The organism is Wenyingzhuangia gilva (genome assembly GCF_030519655.1).
In the GTDB taxonomy this organism is placed as follows: domain Bacteria; phylum Bacteroidota; class Bacteroidia; order Flavobacteriales; family Flavobacteriaceae; genus Wenyingzhuangia; species Wenyingzhuangia gilva.
In genome coordinates this window covers 277,140-298,463 of record NZ_JAUMIT010000003.1, presented here as the reverse complement: position 1 = coordinate 298,463, position 21,324 = coordinate 277,140, and the positions used below count along the sequence as shown (strand labels likewise).

Sequence of the window (21,324 nt, the reverse complement as noted above, 5' to 3'; positions counted from 1 at the left end):
TTTTTATATTAAAGAATTAAATTCTTAATAATCGTTTTTAGAAGCTTTTTTACTTCCTTCGTAAATTTCATACTTCACAAACTTACAATCTAAATCACTGTTTTTAATCGCAATTCTTCTACTTGTTTTTAAACCTACATGTTTTAAAGCTTCAATATCCGAAGTAATAAACCAAGCTGAAGAATTATGGTAGTTATGCTTTAAAGTATCTCCTATACTTTTATAAAAACCTTCTATATCATCTAACTTTAAACGCTCTCCATAAGGAGGGTTGAACAAAATGGTGGTTGGTCCAAAAACTTCTTTTTTAGAATTAAAAAAGTTGATGTGATGAACCCCTATAAATTCTTCTAAATTAGCGCTAGCAATATTTTCATTGGCTTTTCTTACTGCTGATGGAGCTTTGTCAAATCCCATAATTTTACACTTTGGATCTCTAATTTTTTTGATTAAAGAATCTTGAATGGCAAAAAATAAATTTTCATCGTAATCTTTCCATTTTTCAAAAGCAAATTCTTTTCTGTTAATGTTTGCCGGAATATTACAAGCCACCATAGCTGCTTCAATTAAAATTGTTGCCGATCCACACATAGGATCAATAAAATTTTGATCGCCAGTGTAACCAGACAACAACACCAAACCTGCTGCTAGTACTTCGTTAATTGGAGCCAAGTTGGTATTCATTCTATATCCCCTTTTGTGTAAAGAATCTCCAGAACTATCTAAAGAAACGGTACAAAATCCATATCTATCAATATGAACATTTACTTTTAAATCTGGATGTTTAATATCTACATCAGGTCTTGCATCATGTTTTGCCATAAAATAATCAGCAATGGCATCTTTGGTTTTTAAGGCCAAATAATGTGTATTGCTTGTAATTCCGCTAAACTGATTGGTTCCTTTGGTAGCAAAAGTTCCGTTTACTTCTAAATATTTTTCCCAACGAATTTTTAATAAATTCTTATATAAATCGTCTTCGTTTTTAACTTTAAACTTAATAATAGGTTTTAAAATTCTAATGGCAGTTCTTAAATACAAATTGGCTTTATACATAAATCCCTCATCCCCAACAAACTCTACCATTCTAATACCCGCTTTTACATCCTGAGCTCCTAATTGCTTTAACTCATTACTTAAAACTTCTTCTAGACCTTGTAAGGTAATGGCTACCATTTTAAAATTCACTCCCATATACTTGTATATTTTAGACCACAAAAGTAATTGATTGTAATGTCTTTTGAATAAAACTACTAAAGAATAAATTGCCTAAATTTGAATTTCAATTAAAAAAGTACATGGAAAACACTAAAACTTGGTTTAGCGAATGGTTCAATACTCGTTATTATCATATTTTATACAAAAACAGAAACAACGATGAAGCCAAAGTATTTATGCAAAATTTGGTTTCATTTTTAAAACTTCCTAAAGACAATTCTATTTTAGATTTAGCTTGTGGAAAAGGAAGACATTCAATCTTTTTAAACACACTTGGCTATCCTGTTATTGGAGCAGATTTATCTAAAAACAGTATTGATTATGCCAATCAGTTTGCCAATAGTACTCTAAAATTTATTGTTCAAGACATGCGTAAACCTTTTGCTATAAAGGTAGATGCTGTTTTTAATATGTTTACCAGTTTTGGTTATTTTGATGACGACAATGATGATATTAAAGTTTTACAAAACATTGAAGCCTGTTTAAATAAAAATGGTGTTGCCGTACTTGATTATATGAATGTAAACAAAGTAATAAAAAACTTGGTAAATACTGAAGTAATCACACGTGATGAGATTGAGTTTCGCATTAAAAGACACGTTACGGATGGATTTATTACCAAGGAAATTGATTTAACCGAAAACAATGAAGAACTACATTTTCAGGAACGTGTAAAGGCCATCGATTTAGAAAAATTCAGACACTATACCAAACAAGCCAATTTAAAAATTAAACATATCTTTGGCGACTATCATTTATCTGATTTTGATATTGAAAACTCAGATAGACTTATCTTGATTTTAACCAAATGATATACGTTTATTTAATTCTATCTGTCTTAGCAAGTGTATTATTTGTTAGCGTTAGTCACCCAAATAAAAAGTTTATTCAGTTACTACTTTCTTTTAGTGGTGCCTATTTGTTGTCTATGACCATAAGTCATTTATTGCCCGAAGCTTTTGGGTTATTAGATCATGATCACCAACATACGGAAACCATAAATTCTAAAATGGTAGGTGTTTTTATTCTCATTGGAATCATTATCCAATTGGTTTTAGAGTCCTTTTCTAAAGGAGCTGAACACGGACATGTACATATTCACGATGCTAAAAAACAATTTCCATGGATGTTGTTTGTTAGTCTTTGTATTCATGCATTTTCCGAAGGAATTCCTTTAGGCTATGCCAATAATCAATCTTTTTTATGGGCCATTGTTATTCACAAAGTTCCTGTTGGAATTGTACTAACCTCTTTCTTTTTAAAGCATGAATATGATTTAAAAAAAGTGATATTTTTTATGACTACTTTTGCCTTAATGAGTCCTTTAGGAAGTTTTTTAGCTTCTAAAATTCATTTTTTTCAAGATTATCAACATCAAATTACCGCATTAATCATTGGTATTTTCTTACATATTTCTACGGTCATTCTTTTTGAAAGTTCAGAAAATCATAAATTTAGTTACCCAAAATTCGTTGCTATTTTGTTAGGAATGGCTGTTGCCTTATTTTAAAAAAAGCCTATTAAAACATTTTTTAGAACATTTTTTTTTTTACTTTTAATTAAAAATTTTAAAATCACACTTAAGATTATTATAATCCTTTTCTAAAATTAAGTAAAATAGAAAATGAAATAATGATTTAACTGTTTTATTATCTGCTATGAAAAAAAAACTCATTATTGCTTTGTCAATGATTATGCTTTTTTGTGTAAAGTCATTTGCTCAAAATTCTTTTAAAGATGGTTACATCATTACCACTGAAAATGATACTATCTATGGTCAAATAAAAGATCGTTTAGATACTAATAATTATATTTCCTGTTTATTTAAAAAAAATCAACAAATAAAAGAATATTACCCTAGCGAAATAAAAGAATTTGGATACAATAATTACAAAGTATTCAAATCTAGAATTGTTATAGATGAATTCGCAGAGCTCCTAGTTCAAGGAAACACTAATCTTTATAAATCTAGAGATATGTATCATTTACAAAAAGAAGGGGATGTTTTTGATTTAAAATCGGAAGTGATGCTTGTAGAAGTAAATCGTTTGATAGGTCACACGGAAGTAAGAAATAATAGGTGGAAAGGTATAGTAGCTTATTTTATTAATGATTGTCTTACAAATGCAAGTAATATTATAGTTGATTTAAAATATGACGAAAAAGAATTAACAGATTTAATTATTAAATATAATAAATGTAAAGGAGGTGGTTATAGAGAAATTAAATCATCTAAAAAATGGAATATTATAAAATATGGGATTATTGTTGGTCTAAAAAACTCGTATATCAAAGCACGAGATGAATCTAGTAGGTACTCGTATATTAATGACAACTCTATACACCCAACTTTTGGATTATTAGTATCTATTAAATCTCCAAGAATTTCTGAAAAAATTTCATATCAAGGTGAGTTACATTTTTCAAAATCTAGTTATTCTTCATCTAGTTCAGAATTTAAGTATACAACTCTTAAAAATTATGATTCCTATATAGATTTAACTACCTTATCAATTCCTATATCTTTTAAATATGCCTTTTCCAAAAAAGAAACAAATTTATATTTTCAAGGAGGAGTAAATGTTGATTATCATCTTAAGTCTAAGCTGATAAATTATGAAGAATCTATAAACAACAACATCGTATATACTACTAATAATAATGATGATTTTGAAATAAATAAAACTCAAATAGGTATTTTAGCAGGACTCGGATTCCATAAAAGCTTTAATAATTTTAATGCAGAAATTTCACTTCGCTATACACATCAACTCAACAATTTGGATGCTCAAAAAGTATTTCGAGGTCAAAAAAACAGCTTTTCAATTAATTTAATTCTATTAAAAAAATGATGCCGATATTTAAAATTATTGTTTTACTTTTTGTACTTATAATATCCATTAAGTGTACAAAAGAAGAAATTACTACAAGAGAATATCCAAGACTAAAAACTTCATCAATTAGTAAAGTTTCTGGAAACTCGTATTTTAACGCTGAATTTATACATAAAGGTGATTTTGTAATAATGGAACATGGTTTTGTTTTTGGGGAAAAAAAAAATCCAACTACTGAATTTGATAATATTCTCAAGTCTGATGGAAATATACAAGGAGATACATTTTCTATTGAAATTCCTACAGAATTAAGAACAGGAGTAGGATACCACGTAAGAGCTTATATCATTACCAATAATTATAAAGTATACGGGACTAATATTAATTTTATCAATCCTTAAATTATTATTTTAACTCTTAGTCATTTCTTAGTTTTTAGTCTCTAAAAAAATCAACGAAAATTGTTTTTTAAGAAGAAATTCTAAAATATTTCATATTAAATAATTGATTTTTTAGTTTTGCAAAAAAAACATGATTTGTCAGTTAGAAAACAAAAAATTAGAAGAACTTAACGAAACAAATATCATCACTCAAACCCCTTTTTGGGGACGAATTAAAAAAGATCAAGGCTTATCACCCCTCGGGTTTGAATTAACCATCTCAAAAGATTTGCTAAACACCAATGAAGACTCTGATGTAAAAACAGGAGAAGATTTATTGGTTCTCACAAAAAAGATTGATGACAACAAATGTTTTGCCTATATCCCTTATGGTCCAAAACTAGAACCTTCTTTTGAAAATCAAGGATTGTTTTTAGAACAATTATCCGAAGCTATAAAACCGCATCTTCCCTCAAATTGTATGTTTATTCGTTATGATTTAGTTTGGGAAAATCAATGGGCTATTGAAGACGAATATTTTGACAAATCTGGAAATTGGATTGGTGCTCCTATCTCAAAAACACAAGAATATCGTGTAAATTTTAAAACCAATCATTGGAATCTAAAAAAAAGTATAGGAGACATACTTCCTAAAAACACCTTTTTTCTTGATTTAACACTGTCAGAAAAAGAGTTACTCAAAAACATGAGATACAATACTCGGTACAATATCAAGAAAGCTTTTAAAAATGGAATTAGGGTAAAAGAATATGGTGTTGAACATATTAAAGACTGGTATAAACTTTACAAAGACACTGCTATTAGACATAACATTCCTTTACAAGATGAAGCTTTTTTCACCACTATATTTACCAATCAAGATCACCACAATAAAGGAGTAACCGTTAAAATGTTGATGGCTGATTTAGAAGGAGAGTTTTTAGCTTCTATGTTTTTAGTTTTATCTAAAGAACGTGGAACATACTTATATGGAGCCTCTTCCTCTTGTAAAAATAACCAAATGGCTAGTTATGCTCTTCAATGGGAATCTATAAAAATTTCTAAAAATTGGGGGTGTGTAGAATACGATATGTTTGGATCTGCACCAAATTTAGAAAAAACACATCCTTTGCATGGAGTCCATATTTATAAAAAAGGATTTGGTGGAAATCTTTATCACAGAATGGGATGTTGGGATTATCCTTATAATAAAGAGTTTTACGACATCTATCAATATAAAGAACACTATCTTTAGGTTTATGAAAAAAGACATCCAAAACAGAACAGACATCAATAAATTGGTAATTTCCTTTTATGATGAAATAAGGAAAGATGATTTATTAGGGCCTATTTTTAACAAGATGATTCCTAATGAAGAATGGCCTATTCATTTGGAAAAGTTAACTGATTTTTGGGAAACAAATTTGTTTGGAGTTCCTAAATTTAAAGGAAATCCTACTCAAAAACATTTAAAAACAGATGCCACTTTTAACCATATGATTACCCAAAAACATTTTGACCATTGGTTAAGTATTTGGAAAAAAACTATTGATAGTTTGTACGAAGGAGATTTGGCAACTAGAGCTCAAATGGCAGCATATAGCATTGCACATATTCAGAATGTAGTTATTGCCAGAAATAAACCGAAATAATAGTACTGAGTACTGAGTCTTTAGTCTTTAGTACAGAGCATTAAGTAGCTTTGTGCTAAAGACTGAGGACTTTGTACTGAATACTGAAAACCTACCAATCAATAGGTTTGTAATCTTTTAAAAATTTTCCACACCAATGCTTTCCTGTGTTAATTCCATCAAACAATGGATCTATCACTCTGGCAGCACCATCAACAATATCTAATGGAGGTTGAAAATCATGTAAATCTACTTTCTTTTTAGACAATTCAACAGGATCTTCATCAGTTACCCAACCAGTATCTACTGCATTCATATAAATTCCATGCTTGGCAAACGTAGAAGCAGAAGTATGTGTTAACATATTTAAAGCTGCCTTAGCCATATTAGTATGCGGATGTCTATCTTCTTTTTTAAATCGATAAAATTTTCCTTCCATGGCAGAAACATTAATAATATGTTTTTTACCTGTATTTTCTTTTTTCATCAACTCTCCCAAACGGTTGATTAATACAAAAGGAGCCACAGAATTTACCAACTGAACCTCTAACATTTCTGTCGTTTCTATCTCCCCTATTTTTAATCGCCAACTATTGGTTTTACGTAAATCTACTTGTTGTAAATCTGCATCTAATTCTCCTTCGGGAAATACTTCATTGACTACTAAAGAATTATCAAAACTATAAGGAATTTGAGATAATTTTGCCGAGGCTCTTAATCCCACTCCAGGTTGTTCACCATGCCAACTTACAGGAGCATTCTTTTTGGTTGCTACAACACTACTGCTTAACAAATTCAATTCTTCTAAACAACTATAGTGATCGCTTAACAATTCTTGAGCATTGACTGGTAAAGCAGACAAAGGTTTCTCTTCATTCTCCATCATATGCTTGTAAAACCCTGCAGGTCTTCTTACCGTTTGTGCTGCATTGTTGATTAAAATATCTAATCGATCGTATTTTTGTTCTATATAATTACAGAAAATTTCTACACTTGGAATATGTCTTAAATCTAAACCATGAATTTTTAAACGATGTCCCCATTCATGAAAATCTGCTTCCTTAGCAAAACGAATGGCAGAATCTGCAGGGAAACGAGTGGTAGCAACTACAGTAGCTCCAGCACGTAACATCATTAAAGTGATATGATAACCGATTTTTAAACGAGAGCCTGTCATAATCGCAACTTGACCAGTTAAATCGGCTGTTTGAAAACGTTTCGCATAATTGTAATCTCCGCATTCTGTACACATACTATCATAAAAATGATGCAACTTGGTAAAAAAGGCTTTACATACATAACAGTTTCTTGGCGATTCTAATTCAGGAGTGTCCTCTTTTTTAACTTCCGTAAAAGTCAACATTTTAGGAGCTTCAAACACAGCAGCTTCTCTAGCGGAACGAATTCCTGTTTCTTTACGAGCGTGTTTTTCTCTTTCACGTTGTTTACGCTTGGCTGCTTTTTTAGCATCTTTTCTTCTCCTATCTTGCTCTTCTTTTGTGGGTCTACTTAACAAACCTGCTACCTTCATCAAAGTTACACGCTGGTCTTCAGGCATTTCAAAAAGCTGATTGGTATCATTTAATAAAGACTCCAACGTATGTATACATTGTTTTACTTCTTTATCATTTACCGAGTTTAGTTTAGAATCTTCTGACATATTGGTTGTAAAAATCGAATGCAAAGATACGATATGATAGAAGATTTATAACATAAATCTTATTGTAACTTTATCATATTACTTCTCATCCTCTGATGAAATTTCATTATTCAGTTTATATAATAGCTTGTATTTTGCTTGTCGTGTTTTCCAACGCTCTCTTGCAAATTTTTGCATGTCTGTAATGGTGTCTTTTTCATCCATAATTTCTAACCCCAAAAGAGTTTCGATCACATCTTCCATAGTTACAATACCATCTAAACCACCATATTGATCAACTATTAAAGCAATGTGTTCTTTTTTATCCAACAAATTTTCCCATAGAGAAAAAAGTACAATATCATTAGAAACTACATAAATGTCTCTTTTAATATCTTTTAGTTTTAACTCATATTGGTTTTCTGCTAACTTTTCAAAAACCTCTTGTCTAAAAACATACCCTGTAATATTTTCTTCGTTTTCTGAATACACAGGAATTCTAGAAAACTTTAAATAATCTTTGCTCTTTAAAAAATCATTTAGCGATAAATTTTCATCTGCCACCACAGCCACAACTCTTGGGGTCATAATTTCTATCACTTTTACATTTTTTAACCTTAAAATATTGTGAATTATTTTATGTTCTTTTTCAGAAAAAACTCCTTCATCAGCCCCAATACTGGCGAGCGCTGCAATTTCTTCTCTACTTGTGGTTTTTTCTTTTTTATCTGATGAAAATAATTTTGTAATTACTGCAGACATCAATACCAAAGGATATGTTAAAAAAACCATTCCCGACATGGTATGTAAAGAAATTACTGCCAACTGCCTCCAATATTTAGCTCCCAAAGTTTTTGGAATAATTTCAGTAAAAATTAAAATAAGAATGGTTAGTATAGCTGATATGATTGCAAAAGAAGCTTCTCCATAAATTTTTACTGCTTGTGCCCCAACACCAGCAGCCCCAATAGTATGAGCTACTGTGTTCATAGATAAAATCGCCGACAAAGGCTTGTCTATATTATTTTTATACTCTATAAAAGTAGTAGCCCAACTAGCTCCTTTATCTTGTTTCACAATTAAAAAAGATTGCGGAATAGAGAGCAATACAGATTCAAGAATTGAGCACACAAACGATACAAATAATGCCAGAAAAAGATATAAAAACAATAAAACCATTCGTTTTTAAATTAAATATACAAATTATGAATGATTAGACTTTAACTTTAAACCATTACTATTTTATCCTAGTAAGTTTTTACTTAGTTTTACTACTCATAATTAAAAATTAAAAACCTTATGCTTACTTGGAAAGATATTGTCAATTTTACTGTAAACGGAAATCCATCTCCTGAAAAAAGAGTAGAAAAAACAGACGAAGAATGGAAAAAAGAATTAACTCCAGATCAATTTAAAATCACTCGTATGTCTGGTACAGAAATCCCACATACTGGTGCTTTTTGTACTAGTTATGATGCTGGAATTTATAACTGTGTTTGTTGCGGTAATGAGTTATTTGACTCTACCATTAAATTTGATTCAGGTACAGGGTGGCCAAGTTTTACACAACCTGTAAAAATCAATGCTATTAAATATTTAAAAGACTTATCTGGAGGAAGAGATAGAGTTGAAATACAATGTAACAATTGTGATAGTCATTTAGGACATGTTTTTCCTGATGGTCCAGAACCAAGTGGATTACGTTATTGTGTAAATTCTGAATCTTTAATCAAAAAATAATGGCAAACATAGAACAAGCAACCTTAGGAGCAGGATGTTTTTGGTGTGTAGAATCTTTTTTTAACGAAGTGAAAGGAGTTATCAAAGCAATTTCAGGCTATAGTGGCGGGTCAGTTCCTGGAACTCCTACATACAAAGAAGTTTGTTCAGGTTTAACTGGACATGCAGAAGTGGTTAGGGTTGAATTTGATGCTGATATCATTTCTTATGAAGATATCTTATATCTATTTTTTACCGCTCATAATCCTACGACTTTAAACAGACAAGGAGCCGATGTTGGAACTCAGTATCGTTCTGTCATCTTTTATCATAATGAGGAACAAAAAATCATTGCCCAAAAAGTAACAAAAGACGTTCAGCAATATTTTGAAGATTCTATTGTGACAGAAATTAGTCCTCTCATCAATTATTTTGATGCTGAAGATTATCATCAAAACTATTACAAACAAAACCCTAATGAAGGATATTGTGCCATGGTGGTAGGACCAAAACTAAACAAGTTAAGAAAGCTGCATGCTGACAAACTAAAAGATTTTTAAACAATGGAAATTGAACATCAGAAAGACAAAAACAGATTTGTGCTAAATATTGATGGAGAAATTGCAAAAGTAGAATACAGCCTTAAAAACAAGGTCATGTATCTTACTTATTCCGAAGTCCCAAATAGTTTAAGAGGTCAGGTTATTGGAAAAATATTGGTAGAAAAAACTTTTGAACAATTAACCAAAGAAGGTTATAAAGCTGTTGCCGTTTGTAGTTATGTAAAACTCATTGCTGAAAGAAGCAACAAATGGAAAAACATTATTTCCTAAAAACAAGTACATGAAATTAAACATCCAAAATACTTTTACTAGTGAATTACCTGCAGATAGCAATCCTGAGAATTATACTCGTCAGGTAGAAAATGCTTGTTATTCATTGGCAACTCCCATTACGACAAAAGCACCAAAACTGTTACACGTAAACAAAGATGTTGCGAATGATTTAGGCTTTTCTAAGGACGACATCACTAGTAAAGAATTTGAAAATTTAATTACAGGAAATAGTATCTACACAAACACTGAACCTTATGCTATGTGTTATGGTGGACATCAATTTGGAAATTGGGCAGGACAATTAGGTGATGGTAGGGCCATTAATTTATTTCAGGTAAAAACTGATAAATCTTATACCTTACAATTAAAAGGAGCGGGTAAAACTCCTTATTCTAGAACTGCTGATGGTTTGGCTGTGTTGCGTTCTTCTATTCGTGAATATTTATGTGCAGAGGCCATGTATCATTTGGGAGTTCCTACCACAAGATCATTATCTTTAGCGCTTTCTGGTGATGAAGTTTTAAGAGATGTTTTATACAACGGAAACCCTGCTTATGAACCTGGAGCCATTGTTTGTAGAATAGCCGAAAGTTTTATTCGTTTTGGAAATTTTCAAATATTTGCTTCTAGAAACGATAAAACCACTTTAGCAGCTTTAATGAATTACACCATTCGTCATCATTTTCCTCATTTAGAAGAAAATAATAAAGATGATTATGCTAAACTTTTTCAAGAAATAGTCAATGCTACTTTAAAAATGATTGTGCACTGGCAACGTGTTGGTTTTGTTCACGGAGTGATGAATACTGATAATATGTCTGTTTTAGGTTTAACTATAGATTACGGACCTTATGGCTGGTTAGACAATTACGATCCTGATTGGACTCCTAATACAACAGATAGACAAAATAGAAGATACAGATATGGACAACAACCTAATATTGGATTGTGGAACTTGTATCAACTAGCCAATACTTTTTACACTTTAACAGAAGATGCTGCTCCGTTAGAAAAAGCTTTAAACAGCTACAAAACTCAATTTGAAGAGCAAAACTTAGCCATGATGTGTGCTAAAATTGGAATCCAAACTATAAACAAACAAGATTATATTTTAATACAGTCACTAGAAACCAATTTAAAGTTGATAGAAACAGACATGACAATTTTCTTTAGATTGCTAGCCACCGCTAATAATATTGAAGATTGTATAGAAGCTTTTTACATTCCTGAACAATTAACAGGAGAAGTTTTAACAGAATGGCAAGCTTGGTTTGACCAATATCATACAAGATTAGAAAGCGAGGAGATTTCTAAAAATGAAAGAATTAAAAAAATGAATGCAGTTAATCCTAAATATGTATTACGAAACTATATGTCTCAGCTTGCGATAGAAGCTGCTGAAAAAGGGGATTACAATCTTATAAACGAACTGTATGACTTAGTTCAAAATCCATATGAAGAACAACCCAAATATCAAAAATGGTTTGCCAAAAGACCCGATTGGGCAAAATCAAAAGTAGGTTGTTCTATGTTAAGTTGTAGTTCTTAAAAATACAAAATCGGTTTGATTATTTATCAAACCGATTTTTAATTTAAATACTAGAAATAACTTCCTCTAAAGGTTTTCTGCTTTTTGGCTTTTTCTCTAACTGATTAAAATCTTCAGCATCTCTTCCTCCTATAGTAACAGCTACTACTGTTTTATAATCTGTAAACCCTAAAATTTCATCAAACTTTTCTGTATCAATTCCTTCCATAGGTGTAGAATCAATCTCCATATTTGCACAAGCACTTAAAAACACCCCTAAAGACAAATATACTTGCTTATCAAACCAATTTCTAATATTTACTTCTCCTTTAGATTTCACAAAATTGGTATAATAACTAACAGCTCTTTCTGTTAAGTTTTCATTGATTTGCTTTTCAAACAATTCAATATTATCAATTTTACTAAAAACAATTAACGTGTCGCAATCGGTTACTTTTTGATGATTTGTTAAAGAAACTTCCGCAAGTTTTTGCTTGATTTGTGCATCACTTACAAAAGTAAATTTCCATGGCTGACTATTAATGGAAGAAGGACTCATTCTTAAAATCTCTTTCAATTCTTCAATTTTTTCTATCGGTAGTTTTTTTGATGCATCATACACTTTTGTGGTATATCGTTGTTGCATCGCCTTGATAAAACTCATATTGCTACTTTTTATTTTAGACCAAAACTAAGTATAGTTTTCATCCTATGCAATAAATCATCAGTAATCCATTTTATCTATTAAAATTTAAAAAATCACACCTAAATAAACATATAGAAATTACAAATTATGCTATATTGAAAATTGTTAAATCTTTATATAATGATAGATTTAACAAAAAAATCGCAATAAAAAAATGACAAAAATTGGATTAGGATTGGCTGCCTTGGGGAGACCGGAATACATCAATATTAGAGAAGATAAAAATATTGACAAAAGCCAAGAAGCCTTTAGAAAAAATGGCAAAGAAATGCTAGAAACGGCCTATCAATTAGGCATTAGATATTTTGACACCGCTCCTTCTTACGGTAAAGGAGAACAGTTTTTACAAGAGTGGCAAACGTCTCAAAATTATACAGATACTATTTTGGCGACCAAATGGGGATATACTTATGTTGCCAATTGGCAATTAGGTTACAAAGGAGACCATGAAGTAAAGGAACACAGCATAGAAAAACTAATAGAACAATGGGAGACTTCTAAAAAATTATTGCCCAATTTAAAAGTATATCAAATACATTCTGCTACTATTGAAAGTGGTGTATTAGAAAACGACAAGGTCTTAAAAAAACTAGCTGAAATTAAAAAAAATACAGGACTATTGATTGGCCTAACCACTAGTGGAACTCAGCAAAATGATGTTTTAAAAGAGGCAGTGCAAATAAAAATAGGACAACAATATTTGTTTGATGTATTTCAGGTAACTTATAATATTTATGAGCAGAGTACTTATCACACTTTGGTTGAACTCATCAAACAAGAAAAAAAGATTATAATTAAAGAAGGGGTTGCCAATGGTAGAATTTTTAATAACACTCCCCCTTTATTAGGTAGGCTTTCTGATAAATATAATATTGGTATTGATGCTGTTGCTTTGCGTTTTATTATTGATAGCCTAACCCCCTCTATTGTTCTTAGTGGAGCTTTTTCTAAAAAACAATTAAAAGCGAATTTAAAAGCATTAGATTTTAAATTAACACAAGAAGAACTACAAAAATTACAAAGCCTAAAAATGAACTCCGATACTTATTGGAACGAACGAAAGGGTTTAAACTGGAATTAAAATTAATGGAATTAGATTATATAGAAAATGTAAACGAATTTGATGAGCATGTGGTTAGACTTTATAATTTTAACCAAGTAGAAGCCATTTTATTCAGAGATTTAATTTTAGAAGTGATCAATAACAATCTTAAATTAAACTTAGAGAAACTAAATTTCATAAAAACACGTAACTGCAACCTAATCTTAGGACTTTTAGATTCAGATGAAGGAATCTTCACCAAAGACAATGAAACTTTTTTTTGTGCATTAACAAAAGATGGATATCAAAACATCGTTAAACTATTAGAACCTTATTGTACTCAAGAAAAAAAGAATCACCAATATTTATATGATTTAGATAATAACATCAACTTATTGTTTGCACCAGAAGGTACCTGGTAAATATATCTTCATAAAAAAACCTACACTTATAGGGTGTAGGTTTTAGTCTAATATTTCTTTATAATAATCTAGGAATCCCCGGTAACTGTCCAGCCAAGGCTAAAGAAACCACACAAACAACGAACATCACTCCTGGAATAACTAATTTTTCTTTCCAAGACATCCCTTTCGCTCTTTCTCTATCACCAATCAATCCCATGTTATCTAACAACATGGTTAAAGCCCATCCAAACACCGGATTTACAAAAGCACAGGCAAAAATACAAGTCCCTGCACTTACAGAATCTTTTTCCTTTTTTACCATTTGCATTCCCGCTTCTAATAAAGGTAAAAATACACCAACAATTAATGCCACTCTTAAAACAGGTTGCCACATGGCTAAATCCATCGGATAACCAAAAACAGATGCTAATACACAAAAAAGAGCAGTTAATACAGCTCCACCTGGAATAGGTCTTTTTGCAATGGCTGCAGGAATCATATAAGTTCCCCAAGAGGATGTAATATTTCCTCCTCCTAAAAATGAACCAATTACTTGTCTTACAGAAGCTATAGACATGGTGTCATCTACATCCATCAATGCTTTTTCTGATCCTTTTGGATAATTAATTTCTTGAAAAACTCTGTGTCCTAAAAAGTCTGGAGACCACATTGCCACTGCTAAAATAGCGAAAGGAATTACTGCAATATAATTTTCTATTGTAGGCCATCCCATTTGCCAACCTGTATTTTCTCCCCACCACCACATAGGATTCATATGTGGTAAACCTGGTGCTGTTGAAAATTCAAAATGAGCTCCCATAAAATAAGCTACTAACCCTGCTAAAGTAGAACATAGAGGAATCGCAATCCATCGTTTACCTACTCTAGCCAAATACGCATAAATCAATATAGTCATTCCAATAATTACAAATGATATAGTGCTTTGTCCCGATGAGGATGCCCAACCTTCTAACTTATCTATTTGACTAAGTAACCCCATAGCACCTAAATAAATTAACAAACCACCACGTACACCAATTCCTGTCAAATTCATCAATTTAGACCCTCCTTTAGTAACGCTTAAGATGATTCCAAAAACACCTATTAATATTCCAAGCGCTAAAGGATGCCCACCTGCTGCCGCGATAATTGGAATTAATGGAAGCATGGGGCCATGGGTTCCTGATAAATTTGCATTGGGATTTAAAATAGCAGAGAAAATAATCACAAAAATTCCTCCAGCAATTAACAATTCGTATCGTACATTTTCTGCAATAAATTCTGGAGACAAACCAAACTGAGCAGCAAAAGCTGCAACCACAGCTGTTACCATTACTACTTTTCCTATAGTTGCTGCAAGTCCTGGAGCAACATCTTCTATTTCTATAGAATAATCCCTAAAAGGTAAATTAACTCTCCATTTCCTAAAATTTAGAATAGACAATTCATGTTCTAAGTATTCTTTTCTATTTTTAAATTCTGATGATTTTTTCCTTTTTTCCTTATAGGTTTTATGATCCATTATTAAAAGTCAAGTTTAATTAGTAAAAACCTAAAAATATATATTTTATATTAACAATCCACACTGCACAATCCTGTTTTGTTAAAAAGTTATCAAAAAAAAATCCCATCATAAAATGATGGGATTTTTAAACTTATTTATTTTGTCCTTATACTAGTGATGACAAACTTGCTTTTATCGTTTCTATTTTTGCCAAGGCATCTGCCTCTTTCTTACGTTCACTTGCAATTACCTGTTCTGGTGCATTGCTTACAAAACGTTCGTTAGACAACTTCTTTTGAACAGATTTTAAGAAACCTTCTGTGTATTTTAATTCCTCATTTAACTTCGCTACTTCTGCCTCTACATCAATAGCTCCTGCCATTGGCACAAAATATTCGTTAGATTTTACACGGAAACTCAATGCTCCATCAACTGCAGCATCTACATAAGATAATGTTGCTACATTCCCCATTTTAACAATTACAGCATCAAAATCTTTTGATGTATTGTCGTTGTTCAGTACTAATAAATCAATGGTTTCTTTGAATGAGATGTTTTTATCTTTTCTTATGGTTCTAATTCCTGAAATTACTTCTGAAGCCATTTCAAAATTAGCAATGATTTCTTCATTATATGAAGTTGCTTTAGGATATTCTGCAATAATTATAGCTTCTTCTGGAGTTCTATCAGAAATTAACTGCCATACCTCTTCTGTTAAGTGAGGCATAAAAGGATGTAAAATCTTTAAATTATCCTCTAACAAACCTATAATTTCTTTAAACGTAACAGCATCCATAGGAGTTCCAAAAGCAGGTTTTACCATTTCTAAGAACCAAGCACAGAAATCTTCCCAAATCAATTTGTAAATACTCATTAAAGAGTCACTCAAACGATATACTTCAAAATTAGCATCAATTTCTGCCAATGTTTTTTGGAACTTCGCTTTGTACCAATCAATAGCTATTTTAGAGGCTTCAGGTTGTGCTTCTGTTTCTGAAACTTCCCATCCTTTTATCAACTTAAAAGCATTCCAAATTTTGTTCGCAAAATTACGTCCTTGTGCACATAAATCTTCATCAAACATTAAATCGTTACCAGCTGCAGCCGACAATAACAATCCTACACGAACTCCATCGGCACCATATTGTTTCATTAGCTCTATAGGATCTGGAGAATTCCCTAAAGATTTAGACATTTTACGTCTTTGCTTATCACGTACAATTCCTGTAAAATATACGTTACTAAAAGGCTTGTCATTTCTAAATTCATATCCTGCAAACACCATTCTAGCCACCCAGAAGAAAATAATATCTGGACCAGTAACCAAATCGTTGGTTGGATAATAGTAGTTGATTTCTTCATTCTCCGGCTCATTAATACCATTGAATACAGAAATTGGCCATAACCAAGAAGAGAACCAAGTATCTAAGGCATCTTCATCTTGTTTTAAATCAGACACTGACAGTGAATTATTTCCTGTTTTTTCTATGGCCAATGGTAAAGCTTCTTCAATAGAAGTTGCTACTACAAAATCCTCTACTCCTTCTCCGTAGAAAAAAGCAGGAATTTGATGTCCCCACCATAATTGTCTAGAAATATTCCAATCACGGATATTTTCTAACCAATGACGATATGTATTGTTATAACGCTTTGGATATAATTTGATTTCTTCATCTTTTAAAACCGCATCCAAAGCAGGCTTAACGATATCTTCCATACGTAAAAACCACTGAGCAGAAATTTTAGGTTCAATTACCGCTTTGGTTCTTTCTGAGGTTCCTACTTTATGTAAATGTTGTTCTACTTTTACCAAAGCTCCAATTTCTTCTAATTCTTTGGTGATTTCTTTACGAACCACAAAACGATCCTTTCCTTTGTAATGTAATCCATTATCATTTAAGGTAGCATCGTCATTTAAAATATCTATGACATCTAGATTGTGTTTCTCCCCTAAAACTTTATCATTTTGATCATGAGCTGGCGTGATTTTTAAACAACCTGTTCCAAATTCAATATCAACATATTCATCTTCTATAATAGGAATTACTCTGTTGGCAATAGGTACAATGGCATTTTTTCCTTTTAAATGAGCATATCTTTCATCTTTTGGATTGATACAAATAGCAGTATCTCCTAATAATGTTTCTGGACGAGTAGTCGCAATGGTTACTACTTCATCAGTTCCTTCAATTTTATAATTGATGTGATAAAAGTTCCCATGCTTTTCTTCAAAAATAACTTCTTCATCAGACAAAGTTGTTTTTGCTTCAGGATCCCAGTTTACCATTCGATATCCTCTGTAGATATCTCCTTTTTTGTATAAATCAACAAAAACTTTGGTTACGGACTCACTCAAATCTGCATCCATGGTAAATTTAGTACGTTCCCAGTCGCAAGAAGCACCCAATTTTTTAAGTTGGTCTAAAATAATTCCACCATGCTTATCTGTCCACTCCCAAGCGTGCTTTAAAAACTCATCACGAGTTAAATCTTCCTTGTTAATACCTTCAGATTTTAATTTGGCAACCACTTTGGCTTCAGTAGCAATAGAAGCATGATCGGTTCCAGGCACCCAACAAGCATTGTAACCTCTTAAACGAGCTCTACGAATCAATACATCTTGAATGGTATTGTTAAGCATATGTCCCATATGTAAAACACCAGTAACGTTTGGTGGTGGAATTACAATTGTATAAGGTTCTTTATCATTAGGTGTTGAATGAAAATAATTATTTTTCATCCAGTAGTCGTACCATTTTTCTTCTACCGCAGTAGCATTGTATGTATTCGGAATACTCATTCTTTATTTTTGTTAAATAACAGGTGGCCAAAAATACAAATATCTGCACTACTAAAAAAAATAACGGTATAGTTATTGAAAGTTTGAATATAAAATTTAATTTTACTTAAAATTTATATAGACATGAAGAAATTAGCTTTTATTATCTGTATGGCCTTAGCTCCAATGTTGTCTTTTGCACAACAAGCAACTGCTAAAACAGACAATACCTTAAAACCAATTATTAAATTTGAAACTGAAGTTATTGATTACGGAACAATTGCACACAACGCCGATGGAGTTCGTTACTTTAAATTTAAAAATGTTGGAAGCGCTCCATTAATTATAGAAAGTGTTAAAGGAAGTTGTGGATGTACTGTTCCAACAAAACCAGAAGAGCCTATTATGCCAGGAAAATCTGGAGAAATTAAAGTAAAATATGCTACCGATCGTGTAGGTAGATTTACAAAAACAGTAACTATTGTTTCTAACGCTACTGAACAACCAAAAGTAGTTAGAATTAAAGGAGAAGTATTGAAAGACTAAGATTTTTAGTATTACCCATAAAAAAAGCCACTTGATTAAAGTGGCTTTTTTTATGACGTAAATTTAAACACAGTCACATTTAAAAAAATCATCTGAATAATAGGGAGAAATTTCTAAATCTACACTGTGAATTCTTTCAATAGGAATTTCTAAACCACTTTTAAGAACTACCATTTCAGCTTTATCAACTTTTTTTATTCTTACAATTAAATCTTTGATGGTTTTTCTATTTCCCAAATGATCAAAAAATTTAATTTCATTTTCAGGTTTACTACCCGCTTCCATTAAAAGGATGGAAGAATATTTTGAGGAATTTTGCATATCTAAATTGTTCAAATTTCTTTTATAGTCGATTATATCATCAAAAACCTACAAATATCTATTATTGATTGACTTGTTAACTCTAGAATAACCTATGTTCTATGCTGTAAGGAATTAAGAAATTTGTACTTTTGTAGCCCAAAAATCAATAAAAAAACAATAAATAATGCTTAGAGTTTCTAACAAAGGTCGTGCTATTCCAGAGTCTCCAATTCGTAAATTGGTTCCTTATGCAGAAGCCGCCAAGAAACGTGGTATTGAAATATTTCACTTAAATATTGGTCAACCTGATATCAAAACGCCTAAAGTTGCTTTGGATGCCGTTAGAAATATTGATATGGAAGTTTTAGAATATTCTACCTCAAATGGTTCTGAACAATACAGAAACAAGTTGGTTGATTATTACAAGAAACACAATATCAATCTTAAAAACGATCAAATATTAGTGACTACAGGAGGTTCAGAGGCTTTGTATTTTACCATTGCGAGTATTACAGACCCTCAGGATGAAATTATTATTCCAGAACCATTTTACGCTAACTACACTAGTTTTTCTATTGCTGCTGGGGTACACGTGGTGCCTATTAACACTAACATAGATAATGGTTTTGCTTTACCAAAAGTAGATGAGTTTGAGGCCTTAATTACACCTAGAACTCGTGCTATTTTAATTTGTAATCCAGGAAATCCAACAGGAACTTTATATTCTAAAGAAGAAATTAAACAATTAAAAAAATTGGTTGTTAAGTATAATTTGTTCTTAATTGCAGATGAAGTGTATCGTGAGTTTGTGTATACTGATGAAGGGCACTATTCTATCATGGAAGAAAAAGGAATGGACATGAATGCCATTATGATTGATTCTACTTCTAAACGATACAGTATGTGTGGAGCAAGAGTAGGTTGTGTAGTGTCTCGTAATCCAGAATTGATTAGTACTGTGATGAAAATGGCACAATCAAGATTGTGTCCTCCTACCATTGCACAAATTGCTGCTGAGGCTGCTTTAGAAACACCTCAAAGTTATTTTGATGAAGTTCGTAATGAATACATAGAACGTAGAAATATTTTGGTAGAAGAATTGCTAAAAATAGAAGGTGTTCAGGTGGTAAAACCTAATGGTGCTTTTTATTGTTTGGCAGATTTACCCGTAGACAATGCCGATAAATTTGCAAAATGGTTGCTAGAAAGTTATAGCAACAACGGACAAACAGTAATGGTTGCTCCGGGAAGTGGTTTTTATTCCACTCCAAACATTGCGCTTAGCCAAGTAAGAATTGCTTACGTGCTAAAAAAAGAAAAATTAATTCGTGCCGTTGCCATTCTTAAAGACGCTATTGAGAAATACAACGCACAATAATCTTAAAACCTAAAACACAATTTTATGAAGAAAATAGTTGTTATTGGTGGTGGAAACATGGGTTTCACCTACGCAGAAGGAATTTACAATGCAAAAATTGCAAACATTGAAATTATTGACAAGTCTGATGACAGAGTTGCAGAAATCAATGGAATGAATAAGATGAAAGCAGCAACTAGTTATGATGCTTTAAAAGATGCTGATATTATTTTCTTAGCAGTAAAACCACAAATTGCTCCGTTGGTTTTTGCTGACATCAAATCTATTGTAAACAAAAATCAATTATTTGTTTCTGTCATGGCAGGAATGACGATTGAAACCATTCAACAAGGATTGGGAATTGACAAAGTAATTAGATGTATGCCTAATTTACCAGCTTCTATTCAATTAGGAATGACTACTTATGTAGGTTCTAAAGAAGTAGCTAAAGAAAATTTAGACTTGGTAGGAACTATTTTAAAATCTACCGGAAAAGCGTTTGAAGTGGAAACAGAGGATATGATTGACAATACTACAGGAATTTCAGGTAGTGGATCTGCTTACATTTTTTACTTCATGAATGCTATGGCTGAAGCTGCAGAAGATTTTGGATTCTCTAGAGAAGAAGCTAAAACCTTAACCGCTCAAACTTTTGAAGGAGCAGTAGAATTATACAAACAAAATGATATTTCTTTAGAAGAATGGATGAACCGTGTGGCTTCTAAAGGAGGTACTACTCGTGCTGCCTTAAACAATTTTGATGACAATAATGTACACAATTTAATTAAAGAAGGTACTATTGCCTGCGTAAACAGAGCTAAAGAATTGGCTGCTGATAAATAAAAAATAGTTACATAATTATATTTCAAACCCTTTGCATCAGCAAAGGGTTTTGTAT

The 21,324-nt window shown here is 31.6% G+C and carries 22 protein-coding genes; 15 read left to right on the top strand and 7 right to left on the bottom strand.

The window, feature by feature from the left end; all coding sequences use genetic code 11:
* Positions 1-24: 24 nt before the first annotated feature.
* Positions 25-1,194 (bottom strand): THUMP domain-containing class I SAM-dependent RNA methyltransferase, encoded by a 1,170-nt coding sequence (locus tag QVZ41_RS08340; protein ID WP_302884103.1) that lies wholly within the window; start codon positions 1,192-1,194, stop codon positions 25-27.
* Between the two features lie 104 nt (positions 1,195-1,298).
* Here QVZ41_RS08340 and QVZ41_RS08335 point away from each other — a divergent pair, with 104 nt between their 5' ends.
* The 6 genes from QVZ41_RS08335 (at position 1,299) to QVZ41_RS08310 (ending at position 6,084) form a co-directional block, all read left to right on the top strand.
* The gene (locus tag QVZ41_RS08335; protein WP_302884102.1) at positions 1,299-2,030 is read left to right on the top strand and encodes a class I SAM-dependent methyltransferase; all 732 of its coding nucleotides are present in this window, start codon (positions 1,299-1,301) and stop codon (positions 2,028-2,030) included.
* The gene (locus QVZ41_RS08330; protein ID WP_302884101.1) at positions 2,027-2,728 is read left to right on the top strand and encodes a ZIP family metal transporter; all 702 of its coding nucleotides are present in this window, start codon (positions 2,027-2,029) and stop codon (positions 2,726-2,728) included. Before QVZ41_RS08335 ends, QVZ41_RS08330 begins: the two co-directional genes overlap by 4 nt.
* Before the next feature lie 148 nt (positions 2,729-2,876).
* On the top strand, positions 2,877-4,070 hold the full coding sequence (locus QVZ41_RS08325; RefSeq protein WP_302884100.1) for an outer membrane beta-barrel protein: 1,194 nt from the start codon (positions 2,877-2,879) through the stop codon (positions 4,068-4,070).
* On the top strand, positions 4,070-4,453 hold the full coding sequence (locus tag QVZ41_RS08320) for a hypothetical protein (protein WP_302884099.1): 384 nt from the start codon (positions 4,070-4,072) through the stop codon (positions 4,451-4,453). Before QVZ41_RS08325 ends, QVZ41_RS08320 begins: the two co-directional genes overlap by 1 nt.
* A gap of 130 nt (positions 4,454-4,583) precedes the next feature.
* Positions 4,584-5,687 (top strand): lipid II:glycine glycyltransferase FemX, encoded by a 1,104-nt coding sequence (locus tag QVZ41_RS08315; protein ID WP_302884098.1) that lies wholly within the window; start codon positions 4,584-4,586, stop codon positions 5,685-5,687.
* 4 nt (positions 5,688-5,691) lie between these two features.
* Positions 5,692-6,084 (top strand): group III truncated hemoglobin, encoded by a 393-nt coding sequence (locus QVZ41_RS08310; protein ID WP_302884097.1) that lies wholly within the window; start codon positions 5,692-5,694, stop codon positions 6,082-6,084.
* Positions 6,085-6,175: 91 nt separating this feature from the next.
* On the opposite strand, the gene QVZ41_RS08305 is transcribed toward QVZ41_RS08310, so the two are convergent.
* Positions 6,176-7,723, bottom strand: a complete 1,548-nt coding sequence (locus QVZ41_RS08305; protein ID WP_302884096.1) for an SDR family NAD(P)-dependent oxidoreductase — start codon at positions 7,721-7,723, stop codon at positions 6,176-6,178.
* A 78-nt stretch (positions 7,724-7,801) separates the two neighbouring features.
* Positions 7,802-8,881, bottom strand: coding sequence for a CNNM domain-containing protein (locus QVZ41_RS08300; protein WP_302884095.1), 1,080 nt, complete (start codon positions 8,879-8,881; stop codon positions 7,802-7,804).
* A gap of 120 nt (positions 8,882-9,001) precedes the next feature.
* Between QVZ41_RS08300 and msrB the strand changes: the two genes are divergently transcribed.
* The 4 genes from msrB to QVZ41_RS08280 are packed head-to-tail and all read left to right on the top strand — an operon-like array spanning position 9,002 to position 11,806.
* Positions 9,002-9,442 (top strand): peptide-methionine (R)-S-oxide reductase MsrB, encoded by a 441-nt coding sequence (gene msrB / locus QVZ41_RS08295; protein WP_302884094.1) that lies wholly within the window; start codon positions 9,002-9,004, stop codon positions 9,440-9,442.
* Entirely contained in the window at positions 9,442-9,981 is a 540-nt protein-coding gene (gene msrA, locus QVZ41_RS08290; RefSeq protein WP_302884093.1) for a peptide-methionine (S)-S-oxide reductase MsrA, read from the top strand. The genes msrB and msrA overlap by 1 nt, the downstream gene beginning before the upstream one ends.
* A 3-nt stretch (positions 9,982-9,984) precedes the next feature.
* Complete coding sequence (locus QVZ41_RS08285) at positions 9,985-10,254, top strand: GNAT family N-acetyltransferase (protein WP_302884092.1); 270 nt, start codon at positions 9,985-9,987, stop codon at positions 10,252-10,254.
* 10 nt (positions 10,255-10,264) lie between these two features.
* Positions 10,265-11,806: a protein adenylyltransferase SelO gene (locus QVZ41_RS08280; protein ID WP_302884091.1), complete on the top strand. Its 1,542-nt coding sequence runs from the start codon at positions 10,265-10,267 to the stop codon at positions 11,804-11,806.
* A gap of 43 nt (positions 11,807-11,849) precedes the next feature.
* Here QVZ41_RS08280 and QVZ41_RS08275 read toward each other — a convergent pair whose 3' ends face one another.
* Positions 11,850-12,449, bottom strand: a complete 600-nt coding sequence (locus QVZ41_RS08275) for a nitroreductase family protein (RefSeq protein WP_302884090.1) — start codon at positions 12,447-12,449, stop codon at positions 11,850-11,852.
* Positions 12,450-12,645: 196 nt separating this feature from the next.
* Between QVZ41_RS08275 and QVZ41_RS08270 the strand changes: the two genes are divergently transcribed.
* The gene (locus QVZ41_RS08270; protein ID WP_302884089.1) at positions 12,646-13,572 is read left to right on the top strand and encodes an aldo/keto reductase; all 927 of its coding nucleotides are present in this window, start codon (positions 12,646-12,648) and stop codon (positions 13,570-13,572) included.
* A 5-nt stretch (positions 13,573-13,577) separates the two neighbouring features.
* Entirely contained in the window at positions 13,578-13,955 is a 378-nt protein-coding gene (locus QVZ41_RS08265) for a hypothetical protein (RefSeq protein ID WP_302884088.1), read from the top strand.
* A gap of 58 nt (positions 13,956-14,013) precedes the next feature.
* On the opposite strand, the gene QVZ41_RS08260 is transcribed toward QVZ41_RS08265, so the two are convergent.
* Both QVZ41_RS08260 and QVZ41_RS08255 read right to left on the bottom strand, forming a co-directional pair.
* Positions 14,014-15,459 (bottom strand): DUF3360 family protein, encoded by a 1,446-nt coding sequence (locus QVZ41_RS08260; RefSeq protein ID WP_302884087.1) that lies wholly within the window; start codon positions 15,457-15,459, stop codon positions 14,014-14,016.
* A gap of 148 nt (positions 15,460-15,607) precedes the next feature.
* Positions 15,608-18,241 (bottom strand): valine--tRNA ligase, encoded by a 2,634-nt coding sequence (locus QVZ41_RS08255; protein WP_302884086.1) that lies wholly within the window; start codon positions 18,239-18,241, stop codon positions 15,608-15,610.
* 123 nt (positions 18,242-18,364) lie between these two features.
* Here QVZ41_RS08255 and QVZ41_RS08250 point away from each other — a divergent pair, with 123 nt between their 5' ends.
* Entirely contained in the window at positions 18,365-18,766 is a 402-nt protein-coding gene (locus QVZ41_RS08250) for a DUF1573 domain-containing protein (protein WP_302884085.1), read from the top strand.
* A gap of 63 nt (positions 18,767-18,829) precedes the next feature.
* Here QVZ41_RS08250 and QVZ41_RS08245 read toward each other — a convergent pair whose 3' ends face one another.
* Positions 18,830-19,087: a hypothetical protein gene (locus QVZ41_RS08245; RefSeq protein ID WP_302884084.1), complete on the bottom strand. Its 258-nt coding sequence runs from the start codon at positions 19,085-19,087 to the stop codon at positions 18,830-18,832.
* A gap of 166 nt (positions 19,088-19,253) precedes the next feature.
* Between QVZ41_RS08245 and QVZ41_RS08240 the strand changes: the two genes are divergently transcribed.
* Both QVZ41_RS08240 and proC read left to right on the top strand, forming a co-directional pair.
* Positions 19,254-20,447, top strand: coding sequence for a pyridoxal phosphate-dependent aminotransferase (locus QVZ41_RS08240; protein ID WP_302884083.1), 1,194 nt, complete (start codon positions 19,254-19,256; stop codon positions 20,445-20,447).
* Between the two features lie 24 nt (positions 20,448-20,471).
* Positions 20,472-21,269: a pyrroline-5-carboxylate reductase gene (gene proC, locus QVZ41_RS08235; RefSeq protein WP_302884082.1), complete on the top strand. Its 798-nt coding sequence runs from the start codon at positions 20,472-20,474 to the stop codon at positions 21,267-21,269.
* Positions 21,270-21,324 lie beyond the last annotated feature (55 nt).